The following is a 24,183-nucleotide window of genomic DNA, read 5'->3' as shown; positions in this document are numbered from 1 at the left end:
TCGATGTTTGGAAAATTGACACTCGAGGCTATTCCGTACCATGAACCCATCATCATGGTCACGATAGCCGGTATCATTCTGGGGGGCCTGGCCATCGCCGGTCTCATCACTTACTACGGCAAGTGGCAATATCTGTGGAAAGAGTGGCTGACCTCGGTCGACCACAAACGCCTCGGTATCATGTATCTCATTCTGGGCATGGTCATGCTGCTGCGTGGCTTTGCCGACGCCGTGCTGATGCGTGGCCAGCAGGTCATCGCCTCCGGGGGTGGCGAAGGCTACCTGAACGCGCACCACTACGACCAGATTTTCACCGCCCACGGCGTCATCATGATCTTCTTCGTGGCCATGCCGCTGGTGATCGGTCTGATGAACATCGTGGTGCCGCTGCAAATCGGTGCCCGTGACGTGGCCTTCCCCTTCCTGAACAACCTGAGCTTCTGGTTCACCGCCGCGGCCGTGGTGCTGATCAACGTCTCCCTCGGGGTCGGTGAATTCGCCCAGACCGGCTGGCTGGCCTATCCGCCCTTGTCGGGGCTGGAGTTCAGTCCCGGGGTCGGGGTCGATTACTGGATATGGAGTCTGCAGATTTCGGGTCTGGGGACCCTGCTGACCGGCGTGAATTTCTTCGCCACCATCATCCGCATGCGTGCCCCTGGCATGACCATGATGCGCCTGCCGGTCTTCACCTGGACCGCCCTGTGTGCCAACATCCTGATCATTGCCTCCTTCCCGATCCTGACCGTCACCATCGCCCTGCTCACCGCAGACCGCTACCTGGGTACCCATTTCTTTACCAATGACATGGGTGGCAACATGATGATGTACATCAACCTGATCTGGGCCTGGGGTCACCCTGAGGTGTACATCCTGGTGCTGCCGGTGTTCGGGATCTTCTCCGAAGTGGTGGCGACCTTCTGCAAGAAGAAGCTGTTCGGTTACACCTCCCTGGTGTGGGCGACCGTGGCGATCACCGTGCTGTCGTTCATCGTCTGGCTGCACCACTTCTTCACCATGGGGTCCGGCGCCAACGTGAATGCCTTCTTCGGCATCACCACCATGATCATCTCCATCCCGACCGGGGTGAAGATCTTCAACTGGCTGTTCACCATGTATCGCGGTCGCATCGAGTTCACCTCGCCCATGCTGTGGACCGTCGGCTTCATCATCACCTTCACCGTGGGTGGCATGACCGGGGTACTGCTCTCCGTGCCGGCCGCCAACTTCGTGCTGCACAACAGCCTGTTCCTCATCGCCCACTTCCACAACGTCATCATCGGCGGCGTGGTGTTCGGCTGCTTCGCCGGTATCACCTACTGGTTCCCGAAAGCGTTCGGCTTCAAGCTGGATGACGTCTGGGGCAAGCGTGCCTTCTGGTGCTGGATCACCGGCTTCTTCGTGGCCTTCATGCCGCTCTACGTGCTGGGCTTCATGGGCATGACCCGTCGTGTCAGCCAGAACATCGATCCCGAGTTCCACGGCTGGCTGGTGGTCGCCGCCTGCGGCGCCGGTCTGATTGCCCTGGGCGTGCTGTGCCAGGTCATCCAGATCGTGGTCAGCATTCGCGACCGCGAGAAGAACCGCGACCTGACCGGCGATCCCTGGGGTGGCCGTACCCTGGAGTGGGCGACGTCCTCTCCGCCGCCGTTCTACAACTTCGCCATCGAGCCGAAGGTCACCGGTCTGGACGCCTTCTGGGAAGCCAAGGCTGACGGCAGCGCTTACAAGAAGCCTGCCCAGTATGTCCCCATTCACATGCCGAAGAACTCCGGTGCCGGTGTCATCATCGCCGCCTTCAGCGTGGTGTTCGGCTTTGCCATGATCTGGCACATCTGGTGGATGGCCATCGCCGGCTTCATCGGCATGATCGCCACCTGGATCATCCACAGCTTCAACGACGATGTGGACTACTACGTACAGGTTGACGAGATCGAGCGCATCGAAGGTCAGCATTTCGACAACATCAACAAGGTGGCTTAATTCCATGGCGACTGACGTACTACATCACTCTCACGGTGCCCATGAGGATGGGCACCACGATGCCGGTGCCACCAAGGTATTCGGTTTCTGGATCTACCTGATGAGTGACTGCATCCTGTTCGCGACCCTGTTCGCGACCTATGCGGTCCTGGTCAACGGCACTGCCGGTGGCCCCACCGGCAAGGACATCTTCGAACTGCCGTTCGTGTTCGCCGAAACCATGCTGCTGTTGCTGAGCTCCATCACCTTCGGGTTCGGCATGCTGGCCATGAACAAGAACAAGGTCGCGGCGGTCAACACCTGGCTGTTCGTCACCTTCCTGCTGGGTGCCGGCTTCATCGCGATGGAAATCTACGAGTTCCATCACCTGATCGTGCACGAGGCGGGCCCGGATCGCAGCGGCTTCCTCTCTGCCTTCTTCACCCTGGTGGGGACCCACGGTATCCACGTGACCAGCGGCCTGGTCTGGATCATCGTGATGATGGTGTCGATCACCAAGAAGGGGCTGACCGAGCGCAACCGCACTCGCCTGATGTGCCTGAGCCTGTTCTGGCACTTCCTCGACGTGGTATGGATCTGCGTCTTCACCGTGGTCTATCTGATGGGGGTCATGTAAATGAGTCATTCCGTTGACAATCACGGCGCCAGCCACGGCAGCGTCAAGTCCTACATGATCGGTTTCGTGCTGTCACTCATCCTGACCGCCGTGCCGTTCTGGATGGTGATGGATGGCTCCGCCTCCCACGCCGTGGTGCTCGGCACCGTGGTGGCCATGGCGGTGGTGCAGATCTTCGTACACCTGGTCTACTTCCTGCACATGAACACCTCCTCCGAGGAGCGCTGGAACCTGGTGGCACTGGTCTTTACCGTGCTCATCATCGCCATCGTGGTCGTGGGTTCCCTGTGGATCATGTACAACCTCAACATCAACATGATGGTTCACTGAGCGGGTTGATGATGATGAAGCAATACCTGCAAGTGACCAAGCCGGGCATCATCTTTGGCAACCTCATCTCGGTTATCGGGGGATTCCTGCTGGCCTCGAAGGGGAGCCTGGATGTGCCCCTGTTCATCCTGACCATGGTGGGGGTGTCACTGGTGGTGGCCTCCGGTTGCGTGTTCAACAACTACATCGACCGGGACATCGACTGCATCATGGAGCGCACCAAGAACCGCGCCCTGGTGCGGGGGCTCATCGCCCCCGGTGTCTCCCTCTGGTATGCGACGGCGCTGGGCGTTGCGGGCATTGCACTGCTCTACTTTGCGGCCAATCCGTTGGCCGCCTTGCTGGCGGTGCTGGGCTTCCTGGTTTATGTGGGGGTCTACAGCCTCTACATGAAGCGCCACTCGGTCTATGGCACCCTGGTCGGCAGCCTCTCCGGCGCCGCGCCGCCGGTCATCGGCTACTGCGCGGTGAGCGGGCAGTTCGACTCGGGGGCCCTGATCCTGCTGGCGATCTTCAGCCTGTGGCAGATGCCGCACTCCTATGCGATCGCCATCTTCCGCTTCAAGGACTACCAGGCCGCCAACATCCCGGTGCTGCCGGTGGTGAAGGGGATCCCGGTGGCCAAGCTCCACATCACCCTCTACATCCTGGCGTTCATGGTGCCGACCCTGATGCTGTTCCTCGGCGGCTACGCCGGTTACAAGTATCTGGTGGTGGCCACCGCGGTGAGCGTCTGGTGGCTGGGGATGGCGCTGTCGGGCTACAAGGCGGCGGTGGACGACTCCCTCTGGGCGCGCAAGCTGTTCATGTTCTCCATCGTCACCATTACTTGCCTGAGCGTAATGATGTCGGTGGACTTCCAGCCGGACGCAGCGCCGGTGCTGGTGAGCATGCTGCCCTGATAGTGTGAACTGCACCCCTGAAATGCATGAAATCCAGAGCCGGGAATCTTCCCGGCTCTGCTATTATGGGCGCCGCCCTGCGAGGGGCATCGCCGATTTTTCGGGGCGGCCGGGCGCCTGTCACCCCTTTCTTTTCCTCTTCTTTTTGACTCATCGAGGCCCTCATGAATGATTTCACCATGACGAGGGGCGAGCGACGCGCGACCTGGGCGCTCGGCTCCGTCTTCTCGCTGCGCATGCTCGGCATGTTTATGGTGCTGCCGGTGCTGACCACCTACGGCATGTCCCTGGCGGGCGCCTCCGAGGCGCTCATCGGGCTTGCCATCGGCATCTACGGCATGACCCAGGCCCTGTTCCAGATCCCCTTCGGCCTGCTCTCCGACAAGGTGGGGCGCAAGCCCCTCATCGTCGGCGGCCTGCTGATGTTTGCCCTTGGCAGCGTCATCGCCGCCCTGAGCGACGCCATCTGGGGGGTCATCGTCGGGCGCGCCCTGCAGGGCAGCGGCGCCATCTCCGCCGCCGTGATGGCGCTCCTGTCGGATCTCACCCGCGAGCAGAACCGCACCAAGGCCATGGCCTTCATCGGGGTGAGCTTTGGCATCACCTTCGCCATCGCCATGGTGACCGGCCCCCTCATCACCCATGCCCTGGGCTTGTCCGGCCTCTTTTGGCTCATCGCCCTGCTGGCCCTGGCCGCCATCGCCATGGTGCTCTGGGTGGTGCCGACCCCGGCGGCCCACCTGCAAAATCGCGAGTCCGCCATGGTGCGAGGTAGCTTTCGTACCGTGCTCACCAACCCTCGCCTGCTCAAGCTCAACCTCGGCATCCTCTGCGTCCACACCCTGCTGATGTCGAGCTTCGTGGCCCTGCCGCCCCTGCTGGAGCGTGCGGGCCTGCCCCGTGACAGCCAGTGGCAGGCCTATCTGGTCACCATGCTGATCGCCTTCGTGAGCGTGGTGCCCTTCATCATCTATGCCGAGAAGCACCGCCAGATGAAGCGGGTCTTCCTCGGCTGCGTGGTGGTGATGCTGGCCGCCGAGCTGGTGCTCTGGCAGAGCGGCCAACAGCTGTGGGGTCTGCTCGCCGGGTTGCAGCTCTTCTTCATCGGCTTCAACGTGATGGAGGCGCTGCTGCCGTCTCTCATCAGCAAGGAGTCCCCGCCGGGCTACAAGGGCACCGCCATGGGGGTCTACTCCACCAGTCAGTTCCTCGGGGTCGCCATCGGCGGCAGTCTCGGCGGCCTGCTCTACAGCCTGGGGGGCGGCCCCCTGGTGTTTGGCGGTTGCGCCGCCCTGGCCCTTGCCTGGCTCGGGGTGAGCCTCACCATGGCCGAGCCCCCCTATGTGAGCAGCCTGCGCATCGTGCTGCCGGAAGGGGTCGAGGCCACCCCGGCCCTGGAGCAGCGGATCCGCGCCTGCGAGGGGGTGAGCGACGTGCTGCTGGTACGCGAGGAGCACTCCCTCTACGTGAAGGTGGACAGCAAGCGCCTGACCCGCAGCGATCTGGAGCGGCTGGTCTCTTTTTGATGGCTGGCGGCGCAGAGCGCGGGCTGAAGGGCGGCTGCTATGCTGAGATCCTCACTCACAGGAGGAACCTCTGATGTCATACGTGGACGGATTCGTGCTCGCCGTGCCGACGGCCAACAAGCAGGCCCTGATCGATCATGCGGGGCAGTTTGACCCCATCTTCCTCGAATACGGCGCCACCCGGGTGCTGGAGTGCTGGGGGGACGACGTGCCCCACGGCAAGCAGACCGACTTTTATCGGGCGGTGGCGGCCAGGGAGGATGAAACCGTGGTCTTCTCCTGGGTGGAATGGCCGAGCAAGGCGGTGCGGGACGACGCCATGGGCAAGATGATGCAGGACCCCAGGATGGACCCCGCCAATCCCCTGCACCAGACCATGCCGTTTGACGGCGCCCGCATGATCTTCGGAGGCTTCACCACCGTGCTGGAGCTCAAGGGCTGAGACCGGCCATCGGGGCTTCACCCTGGTGGCCGGAGCGCAAGGGCCGATGGCAACACCCAGGCCCGTCAGATGATGAAAAAGCCCGCCAGCCGGCGGGCTTTTTGCTGGGCGTTATCTCATGGTCGCTCTCCATGGGGGATGTTCAGCCCGGGCGCCAGAAGGGCTTGTCCCCGAGAATGGTGGCCCTGTGCATCACCCGGCGGGCCGGCAGGTAGTCGGCATTGGCATAGTGCTGGGTCACCCTGTTGTCCCAGATGGCGATGTCGTTCTCCTGCCAGCGCCAGCGCACCTGGAACTCAGGGCGGGTGATGTGCTCGAACAGAAAGCCGAGCAGGGCGTCGCTCTCTTTGGGGGGCAGCCCGGGCAGCCGGGTGGTGAACCCCTCGTTGACGAACAGGGCCTGACGGCCGCTCACCGGATGGGTGCGGATCACCGGGTGGCGCAGGGGCGGGTGACGGGCCACGGCCGCCTGCCAGCGCTGGCGCGCCTCCTCGCTGTCATCATGGCGATGGGCCGGGAAGGACTTGGTGAAGTCATGCTCGGCTTCCAGCCCTGCCAGCAGGGTTTGCAGGGGCGGGGAGAGGGCCGCCAGCGCCGCGATGCCGCTGGCCCAGAGGGTGTCCCCCCCGGTGGGGGGCAACTGCTTGGCGGCCAGAATGGCCAGTGCCGGGGGAGTCTCGATAAAGGTCACGTCGGTGTGCCAGTTGTCGTTGTCCGGCGGATTGTCGTCGTGGGTATCTAGCACGATGATCTCCTCGGCCTCCTCCGTGTGGGGGTAGACGGGGTGGATGTGCAGATCCCCGAAGCGGTTCGCCAGCGCCCGCTGGGCTCGCGGGGTGATGGGCTGGTTGCGAAAGAACAGCACCTGGTATTTGAGCAGGGCGCGATGGAGCTGCTCGAACTGCCCCTGGCTCAGGGGCTCGGCCAGATTGACGCCGGCGATGACGGCGCCGATGTGGGGGCCGAGGGGGGTAATGGTCAACTTGTCGGTCATGGTCTTGCTCCATGTCTGGGGGCGTGAAGGCCCGATGCCAATAGGAAAGGGAGGCGAAGAATAGCGGTCAGCCTGTGGCTCATTGTCCTTCTCCATGCCAGGGGGTGAGCCTGCGCTGCAGGGCGCGCAGGCCCAGTTCCAGTACGAAGGCGATCAGGGCGATCACCAGGATGCCCGCCAGCACCACGTCGGTGGCGAGAAACTCGCCGGCGGATTGCACCATGAAGCCCACCCCCCGGGTGGCGGCGATAAGCTCGGCCGCCACCAGGGTGGACCAGCCCACCCCGAGCCCGATGCGCAGCCCGGTCAGGATGTCCGGCAGGGCGCCGGGCAGGATCACGTGCCAGAGCACCTGGGACCGGGATGCGCCCAGCGCCTGGGCCGCCCGCACTCGCACCGCGTTGGCGCTCTGCACCCCCGCCAGGGTCGCCAGGGCCACGGGCGCGAAGATGGCCAGATAGATGAGCAGCACCTTCGATGTTTCACCGATGCCAAACCAGATCACCATGAGTGGCAGGTAGGCGAGCGGCGGCACCGGGCGGTAGAGCTCGATGAGGGGATCCAGCACGCCGCGCACCGTGGGGGAGAGCCCCATGGCGATGCCCACCGTGATGCCAAAGAACGCCGCGGCAGCGAGCGCCACCAGGATGCGCCCCAGGCTGGCCCCCAGGTGTTGCCACAGGGTGGCATCCATAAAGCCCATAGGGCCTGCGATGGTGATGAGCTGTGCCAGCACCCGCTGTGGGGGCGGCAGGAACAGGGGATCGACCCAGCCGAAGTGGGCCACCAGCCACCACAGGGCCAGCAGCACGAGCAGGGTGGCGAGGCTCAGGGTCAGACGGCGGGGCAGGGGCCAGCCCGCTGCCCGTGCGTGGGTGACATCCCGTTGCCGGGCGAGGACGAGAGTCATGCGAAGGCCTCCCGCTCTGCGAACACCCGTTCCAGCACGTATTCACGGCGCTCGATGAAGGCCGGATCGGACTTGATGCTGCGGCAGGGCTCCCCGGCGGCGAAGCGGCGACCGAAATCCAGGGTCAGCCGCTCCGTCACCCGCCCGGGGGAGGGGGAGAGCAGCACCAGATCGGTGGCCATGAAGATGGCCTCCTCGATGTCGTGGGTGATGAGCAGCACCTGACGCCGGTGCTCGTGCCACAGGCGCAGCAGCAGAGTCTGCATCTGCTCCCGGGTGAAGGCGTCCAGGGCGCCGAAGGGCTCGTCCAGCAGGAGCAGGCGGGGCTGGGTGGCCAGGGCCCGGGCGATGCCGACCCGCTGGCGCTGGCCGCCGGAGAGCTGCCAGATGGCGCGATCGCCGGCCCCCTCCAGCCCCACCTGACGCAGCAGTGCCCGGGCCTGTTCGGTGCGTTCGGCACTGGGCACGCCCGCCAGCTGCAGGCCGAGTGCCACGTTGTCTCGCACGTTTCGCCAGGGCAGCAGCCCCTCGCTCTGGAACACCACGCCGCGCTCGGCGCCGGGGCCGGTGACCGGCTTGCCCTCAAGGCTTATCTGGCCGTGGTGGCAAGGCTCGAAGCCCGCCACCAGGTTGAGGAGGGTCGTCTTGCCCGAGCCCGAGGGCCCCAGCACCACCATCAGCTCCCCCTCGGACAGGGAGAGGTTGATGTTGTCGAGCACCCGCCTGCCGGCGTACTCGGCACACAGATGAGAGAGCTGCAGCATGGTCGTCTCCTTGGATTTACTGGGCCACGGCTTTCACGAAGCGATCGGTCACGAACTGGCGGTAGTCCGAGGCGGCGTTCGCGACCTTGCCCTGGCTCTCGAGGAAGCGGGCGGTGTCGATGATGGTCTGGTTGACGAGGCGCCCGAGCTCGGCGCTCTGGGCCTTCGCATCGAGGTAGGTGTTGCCCTTCACCAGCGCGGGAACGTCCGCCTCGGGGACGCCGCTCAAGGCCGAGAGCTTGCCGAGGTTGTCAGGCTGGGTCAGCCAGCCATCGGGGTTGGCGAGGTAGGCCTGCTGGGCGGCCAGGGTGCTGTTGACGAAGGCCTGCACCACTTCGGGGTGGGCCTTGGCAAAGTCCTTGCGCACCACCCAGACGTCCAGGGTCGGCGCCCCCCAGTCACCCACCTGGGCGGAGTCGGTCAGGACCTTGCCCTCCTTGGTGAGCTGGTTGAGGGCGGGGGCCCAGACATAGGCGCCGTCGATGTCGCCCCGCTGCCAGGCGGCGATGATGGCCGGTGGTTGCAGGTTGACGATCTGCAGCGTCGCGGGGTCGACGTTCCAGTGCTTGAGGGCCGCCAGCAGGCTGTAGTGGGTGGTGGAGGTATAGGGCACGGCGATGCGCTTGCCCGCGAGATCCTCGGGTTTCGCGAGCCCCTGCTTCACCACCAGGGCCTCGGACTCCCCGAGCTTGGAGGCGAGCAGGAACACCTCGATGGGCAGGTTCTGGCTCGCCGCCACTGCCAGGGGGCTGGAGCCGATGTTGCCTATCTGCACGTCGCCGGAGGCGAGCGCCCGTACCACGGTGGCGCCGCTGTCAAACTTGCGCCAATCCACGGTGGCGCCGCTCTCCCTGGCGAAGCTGTTGTCGGCCTGGGCCACCTTGGCGGGTTCGGCGGAGGTCTGGTAGGCCACGGTGACGTCGAGGGCCTGGGCGGACTGGCCGAGCAGCATGGAGGCCGCGAGCCACAGAGAGATGCCTTTTGCTGTCATGATGCACTTCCTTGTTGGGGGTGTTGGAAGCCACATCTTTATCTGAACATCCCCGGTGGCGAAGGAACGAGAAGGGTGCTCTCATGCCGTTTGGTTCTTAGAAAAAGAACGGTAAATCAATGATCTGATTGAGATATGCCAGAAAGTGGATAGCTTGCTCACCCGCCGTCTATCGGGTGGCTGGCGCAAGGGGCCAAGGGCCAGCCCCCAGGGGGCGCAGTGACTGGCAGGGGGAAGAGAGGAAAAGGCCCCGCCAGGGTGGCGGGGCCGGGGGATCAGCGCTCCACCAGCGGGGCCGAGCGGTAGCTCCACAGGCCATAGGTACGCAGGGCGTCCCGGTAGATGCCAAGCAGTTCCTCCGGGCTTGCCTTGGCCAGAGCGGAGAGGGGCTTGTCCGGGTAGGCGACGCTGTCGATGCGGATGTTCGCCGGGCCGCTCTGCCAGCAGGCGATTTCCAGCAGGGTCTGGCCCCGGCGCACATGGCTCGCCGAGCTCACCAGGGTGGCGAACTCAATCTCGTGGCGGGCGAGGGCATAGCCGCTGTAGAGGGCGTTCTCCACCGTGCTGGTGGCGTAGTTCTCCTCGATGATGCGGGAGCGGTCGATGCCCTTTTTCGCCAGCCAGTCCGCCATCAGCTTGCCCTCGGTCTGGCGGTTCTGGGGCACGCCGCCGGTGAGGATGACGAGGGCCGCCGGATCGGCCTGGGCCAGGGCGCGGGTGGTCTCGAGGCGTCCCAGCAGGATGTCGTGCATGGAGCCGTCGGGATTGAGGGCATAGCCCAGGGTGACGATGGCGCGGCGCCCCTTCTTCTCGCCCCGTCCCTGACGTTCCTTGAGGGGGGTGGCGACCACCCTGTCCACGGTGGCGAACAGTCGCTGCAAGTCGGCGGCGCGACCGGCATTGAGCTCGCCGACCCGCTTGAGGTAGCCATCGGATTTGGCCTGGTTGCCCTTGAAGCGCTGCCAGGTGGCCAGATAGGTGTTGATGTCCAGATCGTCCGGGGCGGCGGTGAGGGCCTGCTCGAACAGGGCGATGGCCCTGTCCACGTTGCCGTTGTAGATCTGGGCGTTGGCCGCCGAGATGAGCAGATCGGTGCGATAGGGCTCAAGCTGGTGGGCCTCCAGCAGCAGGGTAGTCACCTGCTCCATGTTGCTCGGCATCTTGGCGGTAAAGCCCGCATCGGAGACCCGGGCGGGGGAGTGGAAGATGCGGGCGGCGTCTGCCAGCAGCTGATCCACCACCTGGCGCTTGCTGATGAACTGCTCGTAATTCTGCTCCTTTTGCAGGGAGCGCACCGGGGCGGCCCAGGCATCGGATGAGATAACGAGCGGCAGCGTCAGCAGGCTGGTGAGGGTCAGGGCAATCGCGGTTTTATTCATCATGGGGCTCCCTGTGGGGTGCGGGGCGCGATGCCTTGGCTCGTCCCCTGAATGCTTTTCCAATAAAAACAGATGCTTGGTTTGCTGCCTACTCTACTCCCTTCCCGATGAAAAAAACGTGAACCGTTCCGGTTATCCCGATGCCCCCCTCAGCGCAGCCCCAGACGCGCCTGCAGGAAGGCCAGCCAGGCCGCCACCTTGGCGGGCAGGTGGCGGCGCTTGGGATAGACGCACCAGATGCCGTGCTCGGGCAGGGCATGGTCTGGCAGGACGGGCACCAGCCGCCCGATGGCGAGATCCCGCGCCACGATGAAGTCCGGCATGTTGCCGATGCCAAGCCCCGCCAGCAGCGCGGTGTGGATGGCATCGCTGTTGTTGACCTCGAAATTGCCCCTGGGGGTGATGGCCACCTCTCCTTCGGGCCCGTGCAGCCGCCACTGGGTGCCGCCGCGAAACAGGGAGTAGAAGAGGCAGTTGTGGCGCTCGAGATCCGCCGGGGTGCGGGGCGTGCCGGCCTGCGCCAGGTAGGCGGGGGCGGCGCACAGGGTGCTGAGACAGGGGGCGAGGCGGCGGGCGACCAGGCTCGAATCCTCCAGCTCGCCGATGCGCACCGCCACGTCGAACCCCTCGGCCACCAGATCCTGCCGGGCGTCGCTCATCTCCAGCTGCAACTGCACCTCGGGGTGAAGGGCGAGAAACTCGGGGACAAGGGGGGCGATGTGGCGCCGGCCATAGACCATGGGCACCGTCACCCGCAGCAGGCCGCGGGGGGCCGATTGCAGGGCGCCGATGGCATCTTCCCCGTCGCTGGCCAGGCGCACTGCATGGCGCACCGTCTCGAAGTAGCGCTCCCCCGCCTCGGTGAGGGTGAGGGAACGGGTGGTGCGATAGAGGAGCTGGCAGCCGAGGGCCTGCTCGAGCTGGCTCACCTTCTTGCTCAGCACCGACTTGCTGAGGCCGAGCTGACGGGCGGCGCCGGAGAAGGTGCCCGACTCCACCACGGCGACGAAGGCGGGGAGCAGGGCGAAGGCTTCCTGGTTCATGTTGTTCTCGATATGGAAACAATGTTGTTCCAGGAGGGTAGATTATCCCCAAATCAAAAACAATTTACCCTGCTCGTCAGTTCAACCAAGGAGCAACCCCATGATCCCCCCGCTTGTTGACCGCGGCCCCGGCCGCCCCGCCCTCGGCCAGACACTTGGCCAGACCCTGGGTGCCCTGGCCGCCTTCGCCGCCGGCCTGCTGCTGGCGCTGATGATCGCCCAGAACGGCGCCCTGTCCCGCGCCACCGACCCCTGGCTCGCGAGCTGGCTGGCCCACGGGGTCGGCAGCCTGGTGGCCGGGCTCCTGTGGTGGCTCTCCCCAAGGCCCCCGACGCCGGAGGCGGCCCCGCCCTGGGCCTGGCTCGGCGGTCTGCCGGGGGCGCTCACCGTGGTGCTGGCGGCCCTCTGCCTCAACTCGCCCCTCGGCATGGCGGGCACCCTGGCCCTGCTGCTGCTCGGCCAGCTGCTGTTTGGTGCCCTGTGCGATGGCCTCGGCTGGCTCGGACTGGCTCGCCGCCGCCCCTCGGGAAAGGACGCGCTCGCCGCCCTGCTGGTGATGGCCGGCGCCCTGTTTATCGTGCTCGGCTAGGAGAAACACCATGACCCTTCTGATCCTGTTGGGACTGCTGAACGGCGTGGCGGTGAGCCTGTCGCGCACCCTCAATGGCCGCCTCGCCAGCGCCCGGGGCGCCATGACGGCCTCCCTTGCCAACCACCTGCTCGGCTTCGGGCTGCTCGGCGCCCTGCTCATCCTCAAAGGGGCACCCTGGGAGCGGCTAGCCGGGCTCGATCCCTGGCTGCTGCTCGGCGGGGTGCTGGGGGCGCTGTTCGTCGCCATCAGCAGTTGGGCCATCGGTCGGATCGGCGCCCTGGCCTGCGCCCTGCTCATCGTCACGGGCCAGCTGGCGGGGGGCGCCCTGCTCGATGCCCTGGCCGGACGGCTGGCCGCGAGCGATCTGCTCGGCATCCTGCTGGTGCTGGCGGGGGCTGCGCTGCAACGCTGGCAGGGCGGCAAGTCGTGCTCCCGAGGGTGAGTGATGCTGTGATGGCCTGGGTAAACCGGCAGGGATGACAGGAGCGCCTCCCTGCCTGGATGCCAAAGGCGGCTCGCCAGCCGGATCAGGGCCCAGATGAAAAGGAAAAGGCGAAAGAAAGGGAGGGAAAGGAAGAAACAGGAAGGCAACAGAGAGCAAAGAAAGAGAGGCGCCTGTAACCCTGGGCCAGCCCAAAAGCAGAACACCGGCGCAAGGCCGGTGTTCTGAACCGCATGGCGGCGGGCCCGACGGGGCGCGCGGTCAGGGCCGCTTAGGCGTAGAAAGCCTCGACGGTGCCCTTGACGGTGATCAGCATGGGGTTGCCGTAGCGATCCTTGGCCTTGGGGGAGGGGATCTTCACCCAACCTTCGCTGATGCAGTACTCCTCGACATTGGTGCGCTCCTTGCCGTTCACGCGAATGCCGATCTCGTGCTCGAAACACTCCGCCACATGGTGCGGGCTGCGCGGGTTGGCCGCCAGACGGTCGGGCAGTGCAGGTTTGTTGTCGCTCATTTTATAGACCTGAGTGTGATAAAAAGTGGGTCATTGTAGGCAATGCCCGCCATGGGCTCAAGGCTGGGTTGCGTCCCATAGGAGTGGCAAGTCCAGGCTACAGTTGCAGCTCGGGCAACAGCGTCGCCTGCGCCTGAAAATGGTCGCAACGGTGCTCAACGTCGTCTCTGTAACGTGCCAGATAAGCCAGCTCGGCGGGATTGTCTGTCTCAACCAGGGCGATGGCGGCATCAAGCTGATGCAGTATGTCGCTGGCCATCTTGTGCAAGGTCTGCTGCAACAGGCGTTTGGGCAGCTCGCATGCCTCGGCCATCTCCAGCAACTGCCATGCGTTGACCGCCTCGGGAGCAAACTCGTCGCCTATGGCCATGGCCAGATGCTGGTTGAACTCGGGGTAAAGCCCCACATTGACCAGATCGTACCAGGGGGTGGGCATCAGCCCTGCTTTTGATACGAAGAAGCTGTAGTTCTTGCCGTGGGCATCGTGATTGTTGACGCAGAGGTTGAAGAGCAGCCATTGCAGCATGTCCAGTCTGGCCTGCGCCGGATTGACGCAAAGTGCGCTGAGACTGAACAGCCGTGGCAGGCTCACCCCTTCCCGAATATGGGCCACGTCTCGCCCGTCACCGAAGTTGCGTTCATATTTTCGGGCGACGGGAAACCCCAGCCCCTGACAGGCATCGATCATATGGCGACGGCGCACCCTCAAGCCATCTTCATCGAGGCGCCGATCGAAGCGTTCTACCAGCAAACCTCGGTGGGACTTATCGCCTTGGCCGACCCTGTGCAGTTCGACCCGCGCCACCGGCATGCCCAGCAGTGCGGCCAGCCCCATGGTCACAAACTCATTGATCACCAGATGAGGGTGATGCTCGAACTTGAGGAGGTGGGTGGAACAGAGCTCGCCCTCGCCAAATCCCAGCGCCCCCTCGAGTCGCAGCAGGTTGAGCTTGGCCTGCACACCCGCAACCGAGAGGCGGGGGCGACCATCCCAGACTTCCAGCGGCCAGATCTCGGGCTGTTCGAGGCGCAGCAACAGCTCCTCTGGGGTGATGGGGCGAAACCGGGTGGGGACGTCGGGCTCTGCGGGCAGGGTAAAGGTGACAGCCCCGGAGACATCGCGGCCGATGCCGTGGATCAGGGCAAAGAGATTGCTGCGCGAAACGGAGAGCGCCTCAATCAGATGGTCCAGCCCGCGATTTTCAGGCAGCAAGTTGCCGAGATACGCCCGGATCTGGGCACTGCTGGCCGATCCATCCAGCGCCAGTGGGGGGGAGAGCGGGAAGCCACGCGCCTGCCACTCAGGTGTATAGCCGAGCTGAAACGCATCCTGGCTGGAGTCATACTCGAGATGGCCGATCAGCTGGTTACCCAGCCGAAGTTCCAGCCGATGGCGCTCAGAACCATTCATCATCACCGACCTCGGGTTGGCTGTTGCCGCTTGTTGCCTGTGAGCCCGTTTCCTGCACCAGTTGCAAGTGCAGCCCCAGCGCCTTCATTACCTGCAACAGGGTCGAGAGGTAGACATCCCCCCCCTTTTCAATCTTGATCAGGGTCTTCTTGGAGATGCCGCACAGTGAGGCCGTCACCTCCTGGGTCATCCTGGCGGCCTTGCGTCTCTCGCGGATCGCCAGCCCCAGCGAGGCGGGATCCAGTTCTTTCGGGCCGGTTTGCAACGATGCGTCTGCCATCATGATCACGGGAAAAAGTGTAGGTTGTTACACCTTAACCTATGGTAAGAGCAAACAGCAATCAAAAGTGTACGATGATGCACTTTTTATGGTCCTGGTGCTGGTTGAGATAAAAAGTGTAGAGGAGTTCACTTTTTAGGGCGGAAAAGTTGGTGAGGGATGGTCTGGGGGATGATCGAGGGGCCGGGAGGATGTCGCTTGCAGAGCCGCAGTGCACTTCATGTTCACTTCACCGAACGGGATTAGGGTAAGCACCAGTTTTCAGTTGGAGCTTCACTCTATGCCCACCATAGTCACCCATGCCGCCGTACCTATCTGCCTTGGACTCGGGCTTGGCAGCCGGATTATCTCGCTGCGTCTGCTGCTGGCGGGGGTTGCCATCGCCATGCTGCCCGATGCCGACGTGCTCGCCTTCAAACTGGGGGTCGCCTATGGCCATGTCTTTGGCCATCGCGGCTTTACCCATTCATTGCTGTTCGCCTTTGCCCTGCCCACGCTGGCCATGCTGTTTCACCGCCATCTTCGGGCCAGCGCCGCCACCGTCTGGTCGTTTCTGCTGGTCTCTTTGCTCTCCCACAGCCTGCTCGATTCCCTCACCACAGGTGGCAAGGGGGTTGGCTGGCTCTGGCCGTGGCGTGACGAGCGTTTCTTTGCCCCCTGGCAGGTGATCCGGGTCGCTCCCTTCAAGCTGGAGGCCTATCTCACCGCCCGAGGTGAGGCGGTGATCCTCTCCGAGCTCTACTGGGTCTGGCTGCCGGGAGTTGTGCTGGTGTTGATGGGGTGGCGGGTGTGGAAACGGGGGCGGTAATGGTGAGATTGGAAAGGGTTGTTGGATATATGGTGGCTGAGAAAAAAATCAAAACGTGGACACCCATCTTTTGGGTTCTGGCGATGTGACGTCTCGCTCAGAAAGGTGGGTGTCCCAGATTTGTGTTATGACAAAGAGTTTAAATAAAAATAATGACGAATCATCAGTAATGTTTCAGCAACTGACCTCAAATCAGCGCTATTATTTCAATAAATTAGCTTTCATATTATCCTCGATAACGATTAATACCCGCAACACTAGAAAATTATATATCTACTCCACACGAAATAATTTAACGCTTTTATCACAAACAATCTCATGTTTAAAAGGTAGGTTCACTTTATCTAGAATAGTATCTGGGAAGAAGCACTTTATCATGGACAAAACAACCGCCATTTTAACAGCGACTATTCTTTTTTCTCGACTTAAGCATGCGACAGAGATGGCATATAAACGAGGGTTGAACTCGGATTTATTTGACAACACCCAAACCCCACCTCCACTCATACCTTGTGGGGCGGGAAGATTCGCTCCCTTATTCTCGAGATTTTCGTCATCCCATCTTGCAGATATTGTCAGTAACTCATCAATGACATCATTAGACATCTTACCTAAAAAATGGTCGGTTGAATGAATTAATAACTTTGGTTTCTTGTATCTATTTTTAAGAAGTTTGTTCATAGAGCTCGGGTAGCCAGCAATAATAAGAAATGTATCCTCACCTAGGGCAGGTTGAAAGTACTTTGTACCAATAATCCTGTGCAATCCTATAAAACAATTTCTCTGAAAATCGATGGTTTTGAAAATACCATATCTTGAAACATTTAACTCTACAACGGCGATATCATGGTGGTGTGGCAAATCTAGACTATCATCGCCGATTATATCTTCGGTTATGGTGAACTTACATCCATCTGAAAAATTCCATATCCATAATTCTTTATCTTTCAAATTTTCTCTAGCATTCATCACATGAGATGCGGTGACAAGAAAAAAACGATCAAGTAAATTTACAATAATACATGTTCCGACAAGTATTTCTTTACCTGATTTCTGGTCATACCCAATAATTGGAAAATGGTATTTACTAATATAATCATATACAGTTGGTTCTGAGTCTTCATTCATAGTTGTTACTCATTCATATTTTTATAGGAGGCAACACTGGGACTCCCACCTTTTTAGTGTTGGCTATGCAGGGTTGTGCTCATAAAGGTGGGTGTCCTGATTTTGGTTTCGTTGCTCAGAAATAGGGGGGGGGCTAACTTTTTAAAGGTATCAGTTTGAATGCTCTCACCCCGATTGTGTCTGCAAGCCATCCGATAGCAGCGCTGGGACGCCCATCTTTTTGAATGTTGGCTATGCTAAACCTTGCTCAGAAAGTTGGGTGTCCCAGATTTGTGAATTGCAAACGCCGGAAGCTACTTTTCGCGCTTAACTTTTCTTTTCATGTTGTTCCCAAGCGATAAATGAGAAACGCATAACGTGCTAGATCAGGGGCGCGCAGCTTGCGGCGCGTCCCTTGGCGCGTAGGGTTAGGCCGTGAACGCTTTTGCTCAAAATAGTTTTTTCCATAGCTGTTCTATGCGCGTTCCCTCAGTGCCTTTTCCGACATTATCTAGGCCACGAACCATGACATATAGCCCACCAAGAATTTGAATGGCTTCAACTGGGCCAAGCTTTGAATAGTCAAAGTTTGGGAAGAATATGTAGTAGGTCATGATTACGCCAACGATAAACTCGAAAATTCCATAAGACAGACGAAAACGCTCACGGTACCAATAAAGGCCAATGCCAAGCACAGGAAGCGCGAACAATGTGCCCCAAATGGAAATTGTGGTAATGAGGTATTTAATATTTGAAAACGCGAAATTACCAAATAGCGCAGAAACAATACCAAGGACAAAGCTAATAATCAGGTAACGCCGCTGATTGGAAATAATTTGCTTGGCTGTTACTTCAATTTCTTTATCTACTTTGCCAATAGATGGTTCGGTCAGAAATTGACGGCCACTGATTGCGCTAATACCCCTAGAGCCAAGGAATTCCACAAGCGCACGATCTGCTGTAACAACACAGACTGCTTTGGTCCCCATGCGATCGGCATAATCTATAGCTATCCGCGCAATGGCTATATCAGCACCATTTAGCCTTTGAGCGGCCCTGTCAGAAGCAATCGGTTCTTGTTTGATACTTGCTGGAGTTGGGGCAACGTGAGCACCTTTCCCGATTGCTTCAGCAATCACGTCTTGTACCCCACGCTGAACTCCGCGCAACCGCGCATGTTGCAGTTCTTCAAGTACCGCTTGTGGAATAACTATTTTTTTTCCGGCGGCCATTGCTAGTACTTCGGGATATTGAAGTACTACATTAGTGTCAATTATGTAGCGATCAGCCATAACTTGTGAAGGCCTAACAGTGATTAGATAGAAGGCGGCACTAATCCGATAGCAGAGTCTTTCGTATCACTATGCTCTGCCCAGATAGTTTCCACGGAAAAAATAAAATTAAATAAAAATATTAACAGTCTGTATCTGATTCTTGCATGTATTCACTTGACCTCATCTTTTACTCTTTCATTACCACTGTATAAAAAACATATCGTGTATTTGGCTAAAAATCGTAGGTTAGCGCAATTATGCTCGCCTGTTGGTCTTCGATCCGCTCTGCACCAACCTACAACAACCACGCTACCGCCCCTGAGTGGCAGACCCCAGTTCGCTGCTGTTAACCTGCGAGATAGCAACAATCGCAGCCATGGTGTGCTCCCGAGAGAGATTGTCGTTTGGCTATCTTAAGGGGGAGGGGGGCGCCTTGAGAAGCGTGTTTTGGCGGGAATCTGTGTTGGATCAATAAATTAGTCATCGATTGTGCTTTGGGTGATCAACGCATTTGGCCGGGAATGCAAAGTTACCCTCACCCCAGCCCTCTCCCAAGGGGAGAGGGGGCTTGTTCACGGTTGCACGATAGCCTCAGGCGGGCACGGTTTTGATCCCCCTCTTATTCGTTGAGGCGAGCCCTCTTGTCCAGGCCGCGAGGCAGGATGCCGAGCGAGTGGCGTTGGGCCATGGACGGCCCATCGGCGCGTGCCGTTGGACAAGAGGGTGAGCCGAAGGAACCCGACATCAGTCGGGCGAATAAGCGGGGGAGAAGACCTTTGGTGTTATTTGCCAAAGAGAGCGGGTCTTTCCAAAGTCACTCGCCCCGGCCCGAAGGGCGGGCGAAACCCTGTCGAGGGCGGAGCCCTCGCGTTCCATGCGGCGAAGCCGCACCGCATCAAGGGCTCAACCGCTGGCTCGGGAATTCGGCGAGAGTCTGTCGTCGTGGAACAGACGATTTCTTGCGGTGCAATGCGCTGCGCTTATTGCACCCTACGGTGCTCCATTGCATGGCGAAGCCGCGCCACCACATCAAGGTCGCGAACGTCTGATTACGCTTCGCTAATCAGACCTACAGAGAAGCCAATCGCTGACGCCGGATAACAAAAGGGAGCCCAAGTGGGCTCCCTTTTTGCAAACATGGCCAATGGCATCTGACCCATGCCGCCCCTTATCGATTGGTCGCGGCCTTCATCCCTTCCACAAACTCCTTCAGGCGAGTGAGCATATGCTCCGGGTTCTGGTGGTGGGTCTCGATGATCTTCACCACTGCCGAACCCGAGATGGCACCGGCGGCGCCAGCCTTGATGGCATCACGTACCTGGGCCGGTTCGCTGATGCCAAAGCCGAGCAGGGCGGGGGGGGCGTTGAACTCGCGCAGGGTGTTGATGAGGCCCTCCACCGGCATGCCGGCCTTGGTCTCGGCACCGGTCACGCCGGCGCGGCTCACCAGATAGGTGTAACCGGAGCCCAGCTCCGCCACGGCCTTGAGCGTCTCGGCATCGCCGTTGGGCGGGGCGATAAAGATGCTGTCGATGCCGAACTTGTCGGCGGCCGCCTTGTAGGGTTCGCACATCTGCACCGGCACGTCCGCCACCAGCACGGAGTCCACCCCCGCCTGCTGGCACTTCTCGTAGAAGCCGTCGATGTGGCGCACATAGACCAGGTTCGCGTAGACCAAGAGGCCAATGGGCAGCTGTGGGTACTTGGCGCGGATGCGGGCGAGCAGGCCGAAGCAGTCATCCGGGGTGGTGTGGCTGGCAAAGGCACGCAGGGCGGCACCCTGAATGGTGGGGCCGTCCGCCACCGGATCGGAGAAGGGAATGCCGAGTTCGAGGGCGTCGGCGCCCCCTTCGACCAGGGCATCGACGATGGCCAGGGACAATTCGGGGGTGGGGTCACCCAGCATCACGAAGGGCACGAAGGCGCCCTGATTGGCCTTGTCCAGACGGGAGAAGAGTTGTGCGTAACGGTTCATGACAAGGTTCCTTCTTTTTCAAAGATGTCGGCAACGGTGAAGATGTCTTTGTCGCCACGGCCGGAGAGGTTGACGATGAGCACCTGCTCTTTTTCCGGTTCACTGCGGGCCATCTTGAGGGCATGAGCCAGGGCGTGGGAGGACTCCAGCGCCGGGATGATGCCTTCGGATTTGGCCAGCTCCTGGAAGGCGTCCAGCGCCTCCTTGTCGGTCACCGAGGGGTACTCGGCGCGGCCGATGGCGGCCAGGTGGGCGTGCTGGGGGCCGACGGAGGGGAAGTCCAGCCCCGCCGAGACGGAGTAGGACTCCTGGATCTGGCCCTGGTTGTCCTGCATCAGGAAGGAGTGCATGCCAAAGAAGACCCCCTTGCTGCCGTGACCCAGCGGCGCGCCGTGCTCGCCGCTCTCGATGCCGTGACCACCGGGCTCGACCCCGATAAGGCGCACGGAAGGCTCATCGATAAAGTCCGCAAACATGCCGATGGCATTGGAGCCGCCGCCAACGCAGGCGATCACCGCATCCGGCAGGCGCTCTTCTTTTTCGAAGCACTGGGCTTTGGCCTCTTCCCCGATCATCTTCTGGAACTCCCGCACGATAGTGGGGAAGGGGTGGGGGCCGGCGGCGGTGCCGAGCAGGTAGTGGGCGGTTTCATAGTTGGCAGCCCAGTCCCGCAGTGCCTCATTGCAGGCATCTTTGAGGGTGCTGGAGCCGGAGTGCACCGGGATCACGGTGGCACCCATCAGCTTCATGCGAAACACGTTGGGCTTCTGGCGCTCGCAATCCTTGGCCCCCATGTAGACCCGGCACTTGAGGCCGAGCAGGGCGCAGGCCAGCGCAGTGGCCACACCGTGCTGACCGGCGCCGGTCTCGGCGATGATCTCGTGCTTGCCCATGCGCTTGGCGAGCAGGGCCTGACCCAGCACCTGGTTGGTCTTGTGGGCGCCGCCGTGCAGCAGGTCCTCACGCTTGAGGTAGAGGCGGGTCTTGGTGCCCTTGGTCAAATTGCGGGTGAGGGTGAGCGGCGTCGGGCGACCGGCGTACTCGGTCAGGAGCGCCTGAAACTCGGCGACGAAGGCCGGATCATCCTTGGCATCGACGAAGGCCTTCTCCAGCTGGAGCAGGGCGGGGATGAGGATCTGGGGCACATACATACCACCAAATTCACCGAAAAACGGATTGAGCAGGGTCATGGTTATCTTCCTTTACATTCTGCAATTGAGATCAGGTATGAGCCTTGGCGGGCTGAGGCGTATGGCTGGGGCACATACATGTCATCGACGAAATTCACCAAAAAACGGATTGAGCAGGGTCATACATTATTCCTTGTGCTTATGGGCAAATGCAGTTCATTAATTCGTTGAATGAGTCACGGGGGAGCTCACAGTTGGCGCAGGGCGCCAAAGGCCGCCGCCAGCTTGTGAGCATCCTTCCTGCCCGGGGCACTCTCCACCCCGGAGTTGAAATCAAGGCCCACACAGCCAACTTGCGCGGCATCGAGGGCGTTGTCGGGGTTGAGGCCCCCCGCCAGCATCAGTTTGCTCTTGTCGAGCCCGGCCAGCAGAGTCCAGTCGAACGCCTGACCGGTGCCGCCGCTCTGGCTGCCGACTTTCGTATCCAGCAGCAGGCGATCCGCCGGGTAGTCGAGGGTGGGCAGGGTCTCGCCACTTGTGACTCCAACCGCTTTCCAGATCTGGCAGCCTGCCGGCAGCAGGGGGCGCAGGGTCTCGACATAGGCGGCATCTTCATCCCCGTGCAGTTGCACGGCGGCGAGCCCCAGCGCCTCCACCGTCTTGGCGATGGTGGCGGGCTGGGCATTGCGAAACACCCCGACGTAAGAGAGCGGCGCACCCGCCATCACGGCGCGGGCGGCGGGAATGTCCACGTAGCGCGGGCTTTTCGCCACAAAGATGAGGCCGCCGAACACGGCCCCCGCCTGATGGGCGGCGGCGGCGTCCTCGGGACGGGTCAGGCCGCACACCTTGTTCTGGCCGAGCACGAGTTTGCGCACCGCGGCCTCCAGATCCGGCTCCGCCATGAGGGAAGATCCCACCAGGAAGCCCTTGGCGTGGTGGCGCAGGGCCGCCGCCTGGGCGCGGTGGTTGATGCCGGATTCGCTGATCACCACCCGATCCCCCGGGATCCTGGCCGCCAGCTGCCGGGTGCGGGCAAGATCGACGCTCAAATCCCGCAGATCCCGGTTGTTGATGCCAATCACCGGGGCGCCGAGGTCGATGGCGCGGGTCAGCTCCTCCTCGTTGCTCACCTCGGTGAGCACCCCGAGGCCCAACTCTTTCGCCACGTTGAACAGGGCGCGATACCCCTCGTCGGTGAGCACGGAGAGCATCAGGAGGATGGCGTCCGCTTGATAGTGGCGGGCCAGATAGACCTGATAGGGGTCAATCATGAAGTCCTTGCAGAGCACCGGCTGCTGGACGCGGCCGCGTACCCGGGGCAGGAAGGCGAAATCCCCCTGGAAGAACTTCTCGTCCGTCAGCACCGAGATGGCGGTGGCGTAGTGGCCATAGATGTCGGCGATGGCCTCCGGGCTGAAGTCATTCCGGATCAAGCCCTTGGAGGGGGAGGCCTTCTTGCACTCCAGAATGAAGCGGGTGGAGCCTTTGCGCAGATCCCCCTCGAAATCCCGATCGCTTGGGGTCAGCGCGTCCTGGAAGCTCGCCAGGGGCTGGCTCTCCTTGCGGGCGGCGACCCACTCCTGCTTGGCCGCCACGATCTTGCCGAGGATGGTCTGGCTGATGGAGGCCATGTTCAGAAAGGCGTGGGGAGCAATGACATCTGACATCTCGTTATCCTTGCGAAGCTGGCTGTTGCCCGTCGGGCGTTCTGGGTGAGTGCCCCTGGGGCACGCTGTGGTGGTGGCTGACATCATGCCTCCTGATGGCTCAGGGTAGCGAGATCCCGGGCGAGGAGGGCGGCCTGGCCGCTTGCCAGCACCGCCAGCACCCGGGCGGCGGCCTGCCTAAAGTCCGGGGCCTCGCCCGCCATGACCAGGAGCGGCGCCACGTTGGCGGCGATGGCGGCGTTGTGGGCCGGGCTGCCGCGTCCTTCCAGGATGGCGGCGGTGATGGCGCGGTTCTCCTCGGGCTCACCGCCCTGGATGGCGCTGACCGGGTAGGTGTCGAGGCCAAAGTCCGCCGGGGTGAGCAAGTACTCGCGAATTTCGCCGTCACGGATTTCCGCCACCTGGGTCGGGCCGTGGATGGCAATCTCGTCGAGACCGGCGCCGTGCACCACCATACCGGTTTTCAGGCCGAGTGCCAGCAGGGTTTCGGCGATGGGGCGCACCAGCTCGGGGGCATAGACCCCCATCAGCTGGAAGCTGGGGCGAGCGGGGTTGATGAGCGGCCCCAGCACGTTGAACAGGGTGCGGGTCTTGAGGGCCTGGCGCACCGGCATGGCGTGGCGTACCCCGGCGTGGTACTGGGGGGCGAACAGGAAGCAGACCCCGAGCTCGTCCAGGCAGCGGCGGGCCTGGGCCGGGCTCATGTCGAGCTTGATGCCCATTTTATCGAGCAGATCGCTCGACCCCGACTTGCTCGAGACCGAGCGGTTGCCGTGCTTGGCCACTTTCAGGCCGCAGGCGGCGGCCACCAGGGCCGAGGTGGTGGAGACGTTGATGGTGTTGAGGCCGTCTCCCCCGGTGCCGACGATGTCGCAGAAGGCATAGTCCGGGCGCGGAAAGTCGCGGGCTTCGGCCAACAGCGCCTCGGCGGCGCCGGCGATCTCCTCCGGGGTCTCCCCCTTGATCTTGAGGGCGGTCAAAAGGCTCGCGAGCACGATGGGATCCACTTCACCACGAACCACCTGGCCGAAGGCGTCGCGGGCGGCGTCGCGGGTGAGAGACTGACCCTGATAGAGGGTGTTGAGATGTTGATGCATGGTCTC

The 24,183-nt window shown here is 61.8% G+C and carries 23 protein-coding genes and 1 pseudogene; 9 read left to right on the top strand and 15 right to left on the bottom strand.

Annotation, left to right across the window (positions count from 1 at the left end):
• Positions 1–3: 3 nt before the first annotated feature.
• The 6 genes and pseudogenes from cyoB (at position 4) to PG883_RS05505 (ending at position 5,796) form a co-directional block, all read left to right on the top strand.
• On the top strand, positions 4–1,980 hold the full coding sequence (cyoB, locus tag PG883_RS05530) for a cytochrome o ubiquinol oxidase subunit I (protein ID WP_041201477.1): 1,977 nt from the start codon (positions 4–6) through the stop codon (positions 1,978–1,980).
• Positions 1,949–2,596, top strand: a pseudogene (locus PG883_RS05525) (cytochrome o ubiquinol oxidase subunit III); the annotation flags it as partial. The gene cyoB and the pseudogene PG883_RS05525, both read left to right, overlap by 32 nt.
• Positions 2,597–2,926 (top strand): cytochrome o ubiquinol oxidase subunit IV, encoded by a 330-nt coding sequence (locus PG883_RS05520; RefSeq protein ID WP_010673684.1) that lies wholly within the window; start codon positions 2,597–2,599, stop codon positions 2,924–2,926. It begins immediately after the preceding pseudogene.
• Between the two features lie 8 nt (positions 2,927–2,934).
• A complete protein-coding gene (gene cyoE, locus PG883_RS05515) occupies positions 2,935–3,828 on the top strand; it encodes a heme o synthase (protein ID WP_010673685.1) in 894 nt (297 codons plus the stop codon).
• Between the two features lie 164 nt (positions 3,829–3,992).
• The gene (locus PG883_RS05510) at positions 3,993–5,354 is read left to right on the top strand and encodes an MFS transporter (RefSeq protein ID WP_010673686.1); all 1,362 of its coding nucleotides are present in this window, start codon (positions 3,993–3,995) and stop codon (positions 5,352–5,354) included.
• A gap of 73 nt (positions 5,355–5,427) precedes the next feature.
• Positions 5,428–5,796, top strand: a complete 369-nt coding sequence (locus tag PG883_RS05505; RefSeq protein ID WP_010673687.1) for a DUF1428 domain-containing protein — start codon at positions 5,428–5,430, stop codon at positions 5,794–5,796.
• A gap of 142 nt (positions 5,797–5,938) precedes the next feature.
• Here the strand turns inward: PG883_RS05505 and tauD are convergent, their stop codons facing one another.
• The 6 genes from tauD to PG883_RS05475 form a co-directional block, all read right to left on the bottom strand.
• Positions 5,939–6,790: a taurine dioxygenase gene (gene tauD, locus PG883_RS05500; RefSeq protein ID WP_069785310.1), complete on the bottom strand. Its 852-nt coding sequence runs from the start codon at positions 6,788–6,790 to the stop codon at positions 5,939–5,941.
• A 79-nt stretch (positions 6,791–6,869) separates the two neighbouring features.
• Positions 6,870–7,700: a taurine ABC transporter permease TauC gene (gene tauC / locus PG883_RS05495; RefSeq protein WP_201896704.1), complete on the bottom strand. Its 831-nt coding sequence runs from the start codon at positions 7,698–7,700 to the stop codon at positions 6,870–6,872.
• Positions 7,697–8,464 carry a taurine ABC transporter ATP-binding subunit gene (tauB, locus tag PG883_RS05490; RefSeq protein ID WP_128297547.1) on the bottom strand — a complete coding sequence of 256 codons (768 nt, stop codon included), beginning with the start codon at positions 8,462–8,464 and terminating at the stop codon, positions 7,697–7,699. The genes tauC and tauB overlap by 4 nt, the downstream gene beginning before the upstream one ends.
• 16 nt (positions 8,465–8,480) lie before the next feature.
• On the bottom strand, positions 8,481–9,455 hold the full coding sequence (tauA, locus tag PG883_RS05485; protein ID WP_201896703.1) for a taurine ABC transporter substrate-binding protein: 975 nt from the start codon (positions 9,453–9,455) through the stop codon (positions 8,481–8,483).
• A 275-nt stretch (positions 9,456–9,730) separates the two neighbouring features.
• Positions 9,731–10,834, bottom strand: a complete 1,104-nt coding sequence (locus PG883_RS05480; RefSeq protein ID WP_128297550.1) for an ElyC/SanA/YdcF family protein — start codon at positions 10,832–10,834, stop codon at positions 9,731–9,733.
• Positions 10,835–10,983: 149 nt separating this feature from the next.
• Positions 10,984–11,877: a LysR family transcriptional regulator gene (locus PG883_RS05475; protein WP_128297549.1), complete on the bottom strand. Its 894-nt coding sequence runs from the start codon at positions 11,875–11,877 to the stop codon at positions 10,984–10,986.
• A 100-nt stretch (positions 11,878–11,977) separates the two neighbouring features.
• On the opposite strand from PG883_RS05475, the gene PG883_RS05470 reads away from it, so the two are divergent.
• Positions 11,978–12,466, top strand: a complete 489-nt coding sequence (locus PG883_RS05470; RefSeq protein ID WP_171864988.1) for a DMT family transporter — start codon at positions 11,978–11,980, stop codon at positions 12,464–12,466.
• Positions 12,467–12,476: 10 nt separating this feature from the next.
• Entirely contained in the window at positions 12,477–12,911 is a 435-nt protein-coding gene (locus tag PG883_RS05465) for a DMT family transporter (RefSeq protein ID WP_048208022.1), read from the top strand.
• A gap of 271 nt (positions 12,912–13,182) precedes the next feature.
• On the opposite strand, the gene PG883_RS05460 is transcribed toward PG883_RS05465, so the two are convergent.
• From PG883_RS05460 to PG883_RS05450, 3 genes are all read right to left on the bottom strand, one after another.
• A complete protein-coding gene (locus PG883_RS05460; protein WP_010673692.1) occupies positions 13,183–13,425 on the bottom strand; it encodes a DUF3297 family protein in 243 nt (80 codons plus the stop codon).
• A 97-nt stretch (positions 13,426–13,522) separates the two neighbouring features.
• Positions 13,523–14,839 carry a HipA domain-containing protein gene (locus tag PG883_RS05455; RefSeq protein WP_128297563.1) on the bottom strand — a complete coding sequence of 439 codons (1,317 nt, stop codon included), beginning with the start codon at positions 14,837–14,839 and terminating at the stop codon, positions 13,523–13,525.
• The gene (locus PG883_RS05450; RefSeq protein WP_128297564.1) at positions 14,823–15,119 is read right to left on the bottom strand and encodes a helix-turn-helix domain-containing protein; all 297 of its coding nucleotides are present in this window, start codon (positions 15,117–15,119) and stop codon (positions 14,823–14,825) included. The genes PG883_RS05455 and PG883_RS05450 overlap by 17 nt, the downstream gene beginning before the upstream one ends.
• A gap of 277 nt (positions 15,120–15,396) precedes the next feature.
• On the opposite strand from PG883_RS05450, the gene PG883_RS05445 reads away from it, so the two are divergent.
• Positions 15,397–15,924 carry a metal-dependent hydrolase gene (locus PG883_RS05445; protein WP_128297155.1) on the top strand — a complete coding sequence of 176 codons (528 nt, stop codon included), beginning with the start codon at positions 15,397–15,399 and terminating at the stop codon, positions 15,922–15,924.
• A gap of 273 nt (positions 15,925–16,197) precedes the next feature.
• Here the strand turns inward: PG883_RS05445 and PG883_RS05440 are convergent, their stop codons facing one another.
• The 6 genes from PG883_RS05440 to trpD form a co-directional block, all read right to left on the bottom strand.
• Positions 16,198–17,052, bottom strand: a complete 855-nt coding sequence (locus tag PG883_RS05440; protein ID WP_128297156.1) for a hypothetical protein — start codon at positions 17,050–17,052, stop codon at positions 16,198–16,200.
• Between the two features lie 428 nt (positions 17,053–17,480).
• A complete protein-coding gene (locus PG883_RS05435; RefSeq protein ID WP_128297157.1) occupies positions 17,481–18,323 on the bottom strand; it encodes a PIN domain-containing protein in 843 nt (280 codons plus the stop codon).
• Positions 18,324–19,473: 1,150 nt separating this feature from the next.
• A complete protein-coding gene (trpA, locus tag PG883_RS05430) occupies positions 19,474–20,280 on the bottom strand; it encodes a tryptophan synthase subunit alpha (RefSeq protein ID WP_039039197.1) in 807 nt (268 codons plus the stop codon).
• Entirely contained in the window at positions 20,277–21,470 is a 1,194-nt protein-coding gene (gene trpB / locus PG883_RS05425) for a tryptophan synthase subunit beta (protein ID WP_041214833.1), read from the bottom strand. The genes trpA and trpB overlap by 4 nt, the downstream gene beginning before the upstream one ends.
• A 188-nt stretch (positions 21,471–21,658) precedes the next feature.
• Entirely contained in the window at positions 21,659–23,164 is a 1,506-nt protein-coding gene (gene trpCF, locus PG883_RS05420) for a bifunctional indole-3-glycerol-phosphate synthase TrpC/phosphoribosylanthranilate isomerase TrpF (protein WP_164882967.1), read from the bottom strand.
• Positions 23,164–24,177 (bottom strand): anthranilate phosphoribosyltransferase, encoded by a 1,014-nt coding sequence (trpD, locus tag PG883_RS05415; protein ID WP_010673697.1) that lies wholly within the window; start codon positions 24,175–24,177, stop codon positions 23,164–23,166. Before trpD ends, trpCF begins: the two co-directional genes overlap by 1 nt.
• Positions 24,178–24,183 lie beyond the last annotated feature (6 nt).

It is taken from the genome of Aeromonas sp. QDB25, from assembly GCF_027707725.1.
Classification (GTDB): domain Bacteria; phylum Pseudomonadota; class Gammaproteobacteria; order Enterobacterales; family Aeromonadaceae; genus Aeromonas; species Aeromonas caviae.
This window is presented reverse-complemented; position numbering and strand designations above follow the sequence as displayed.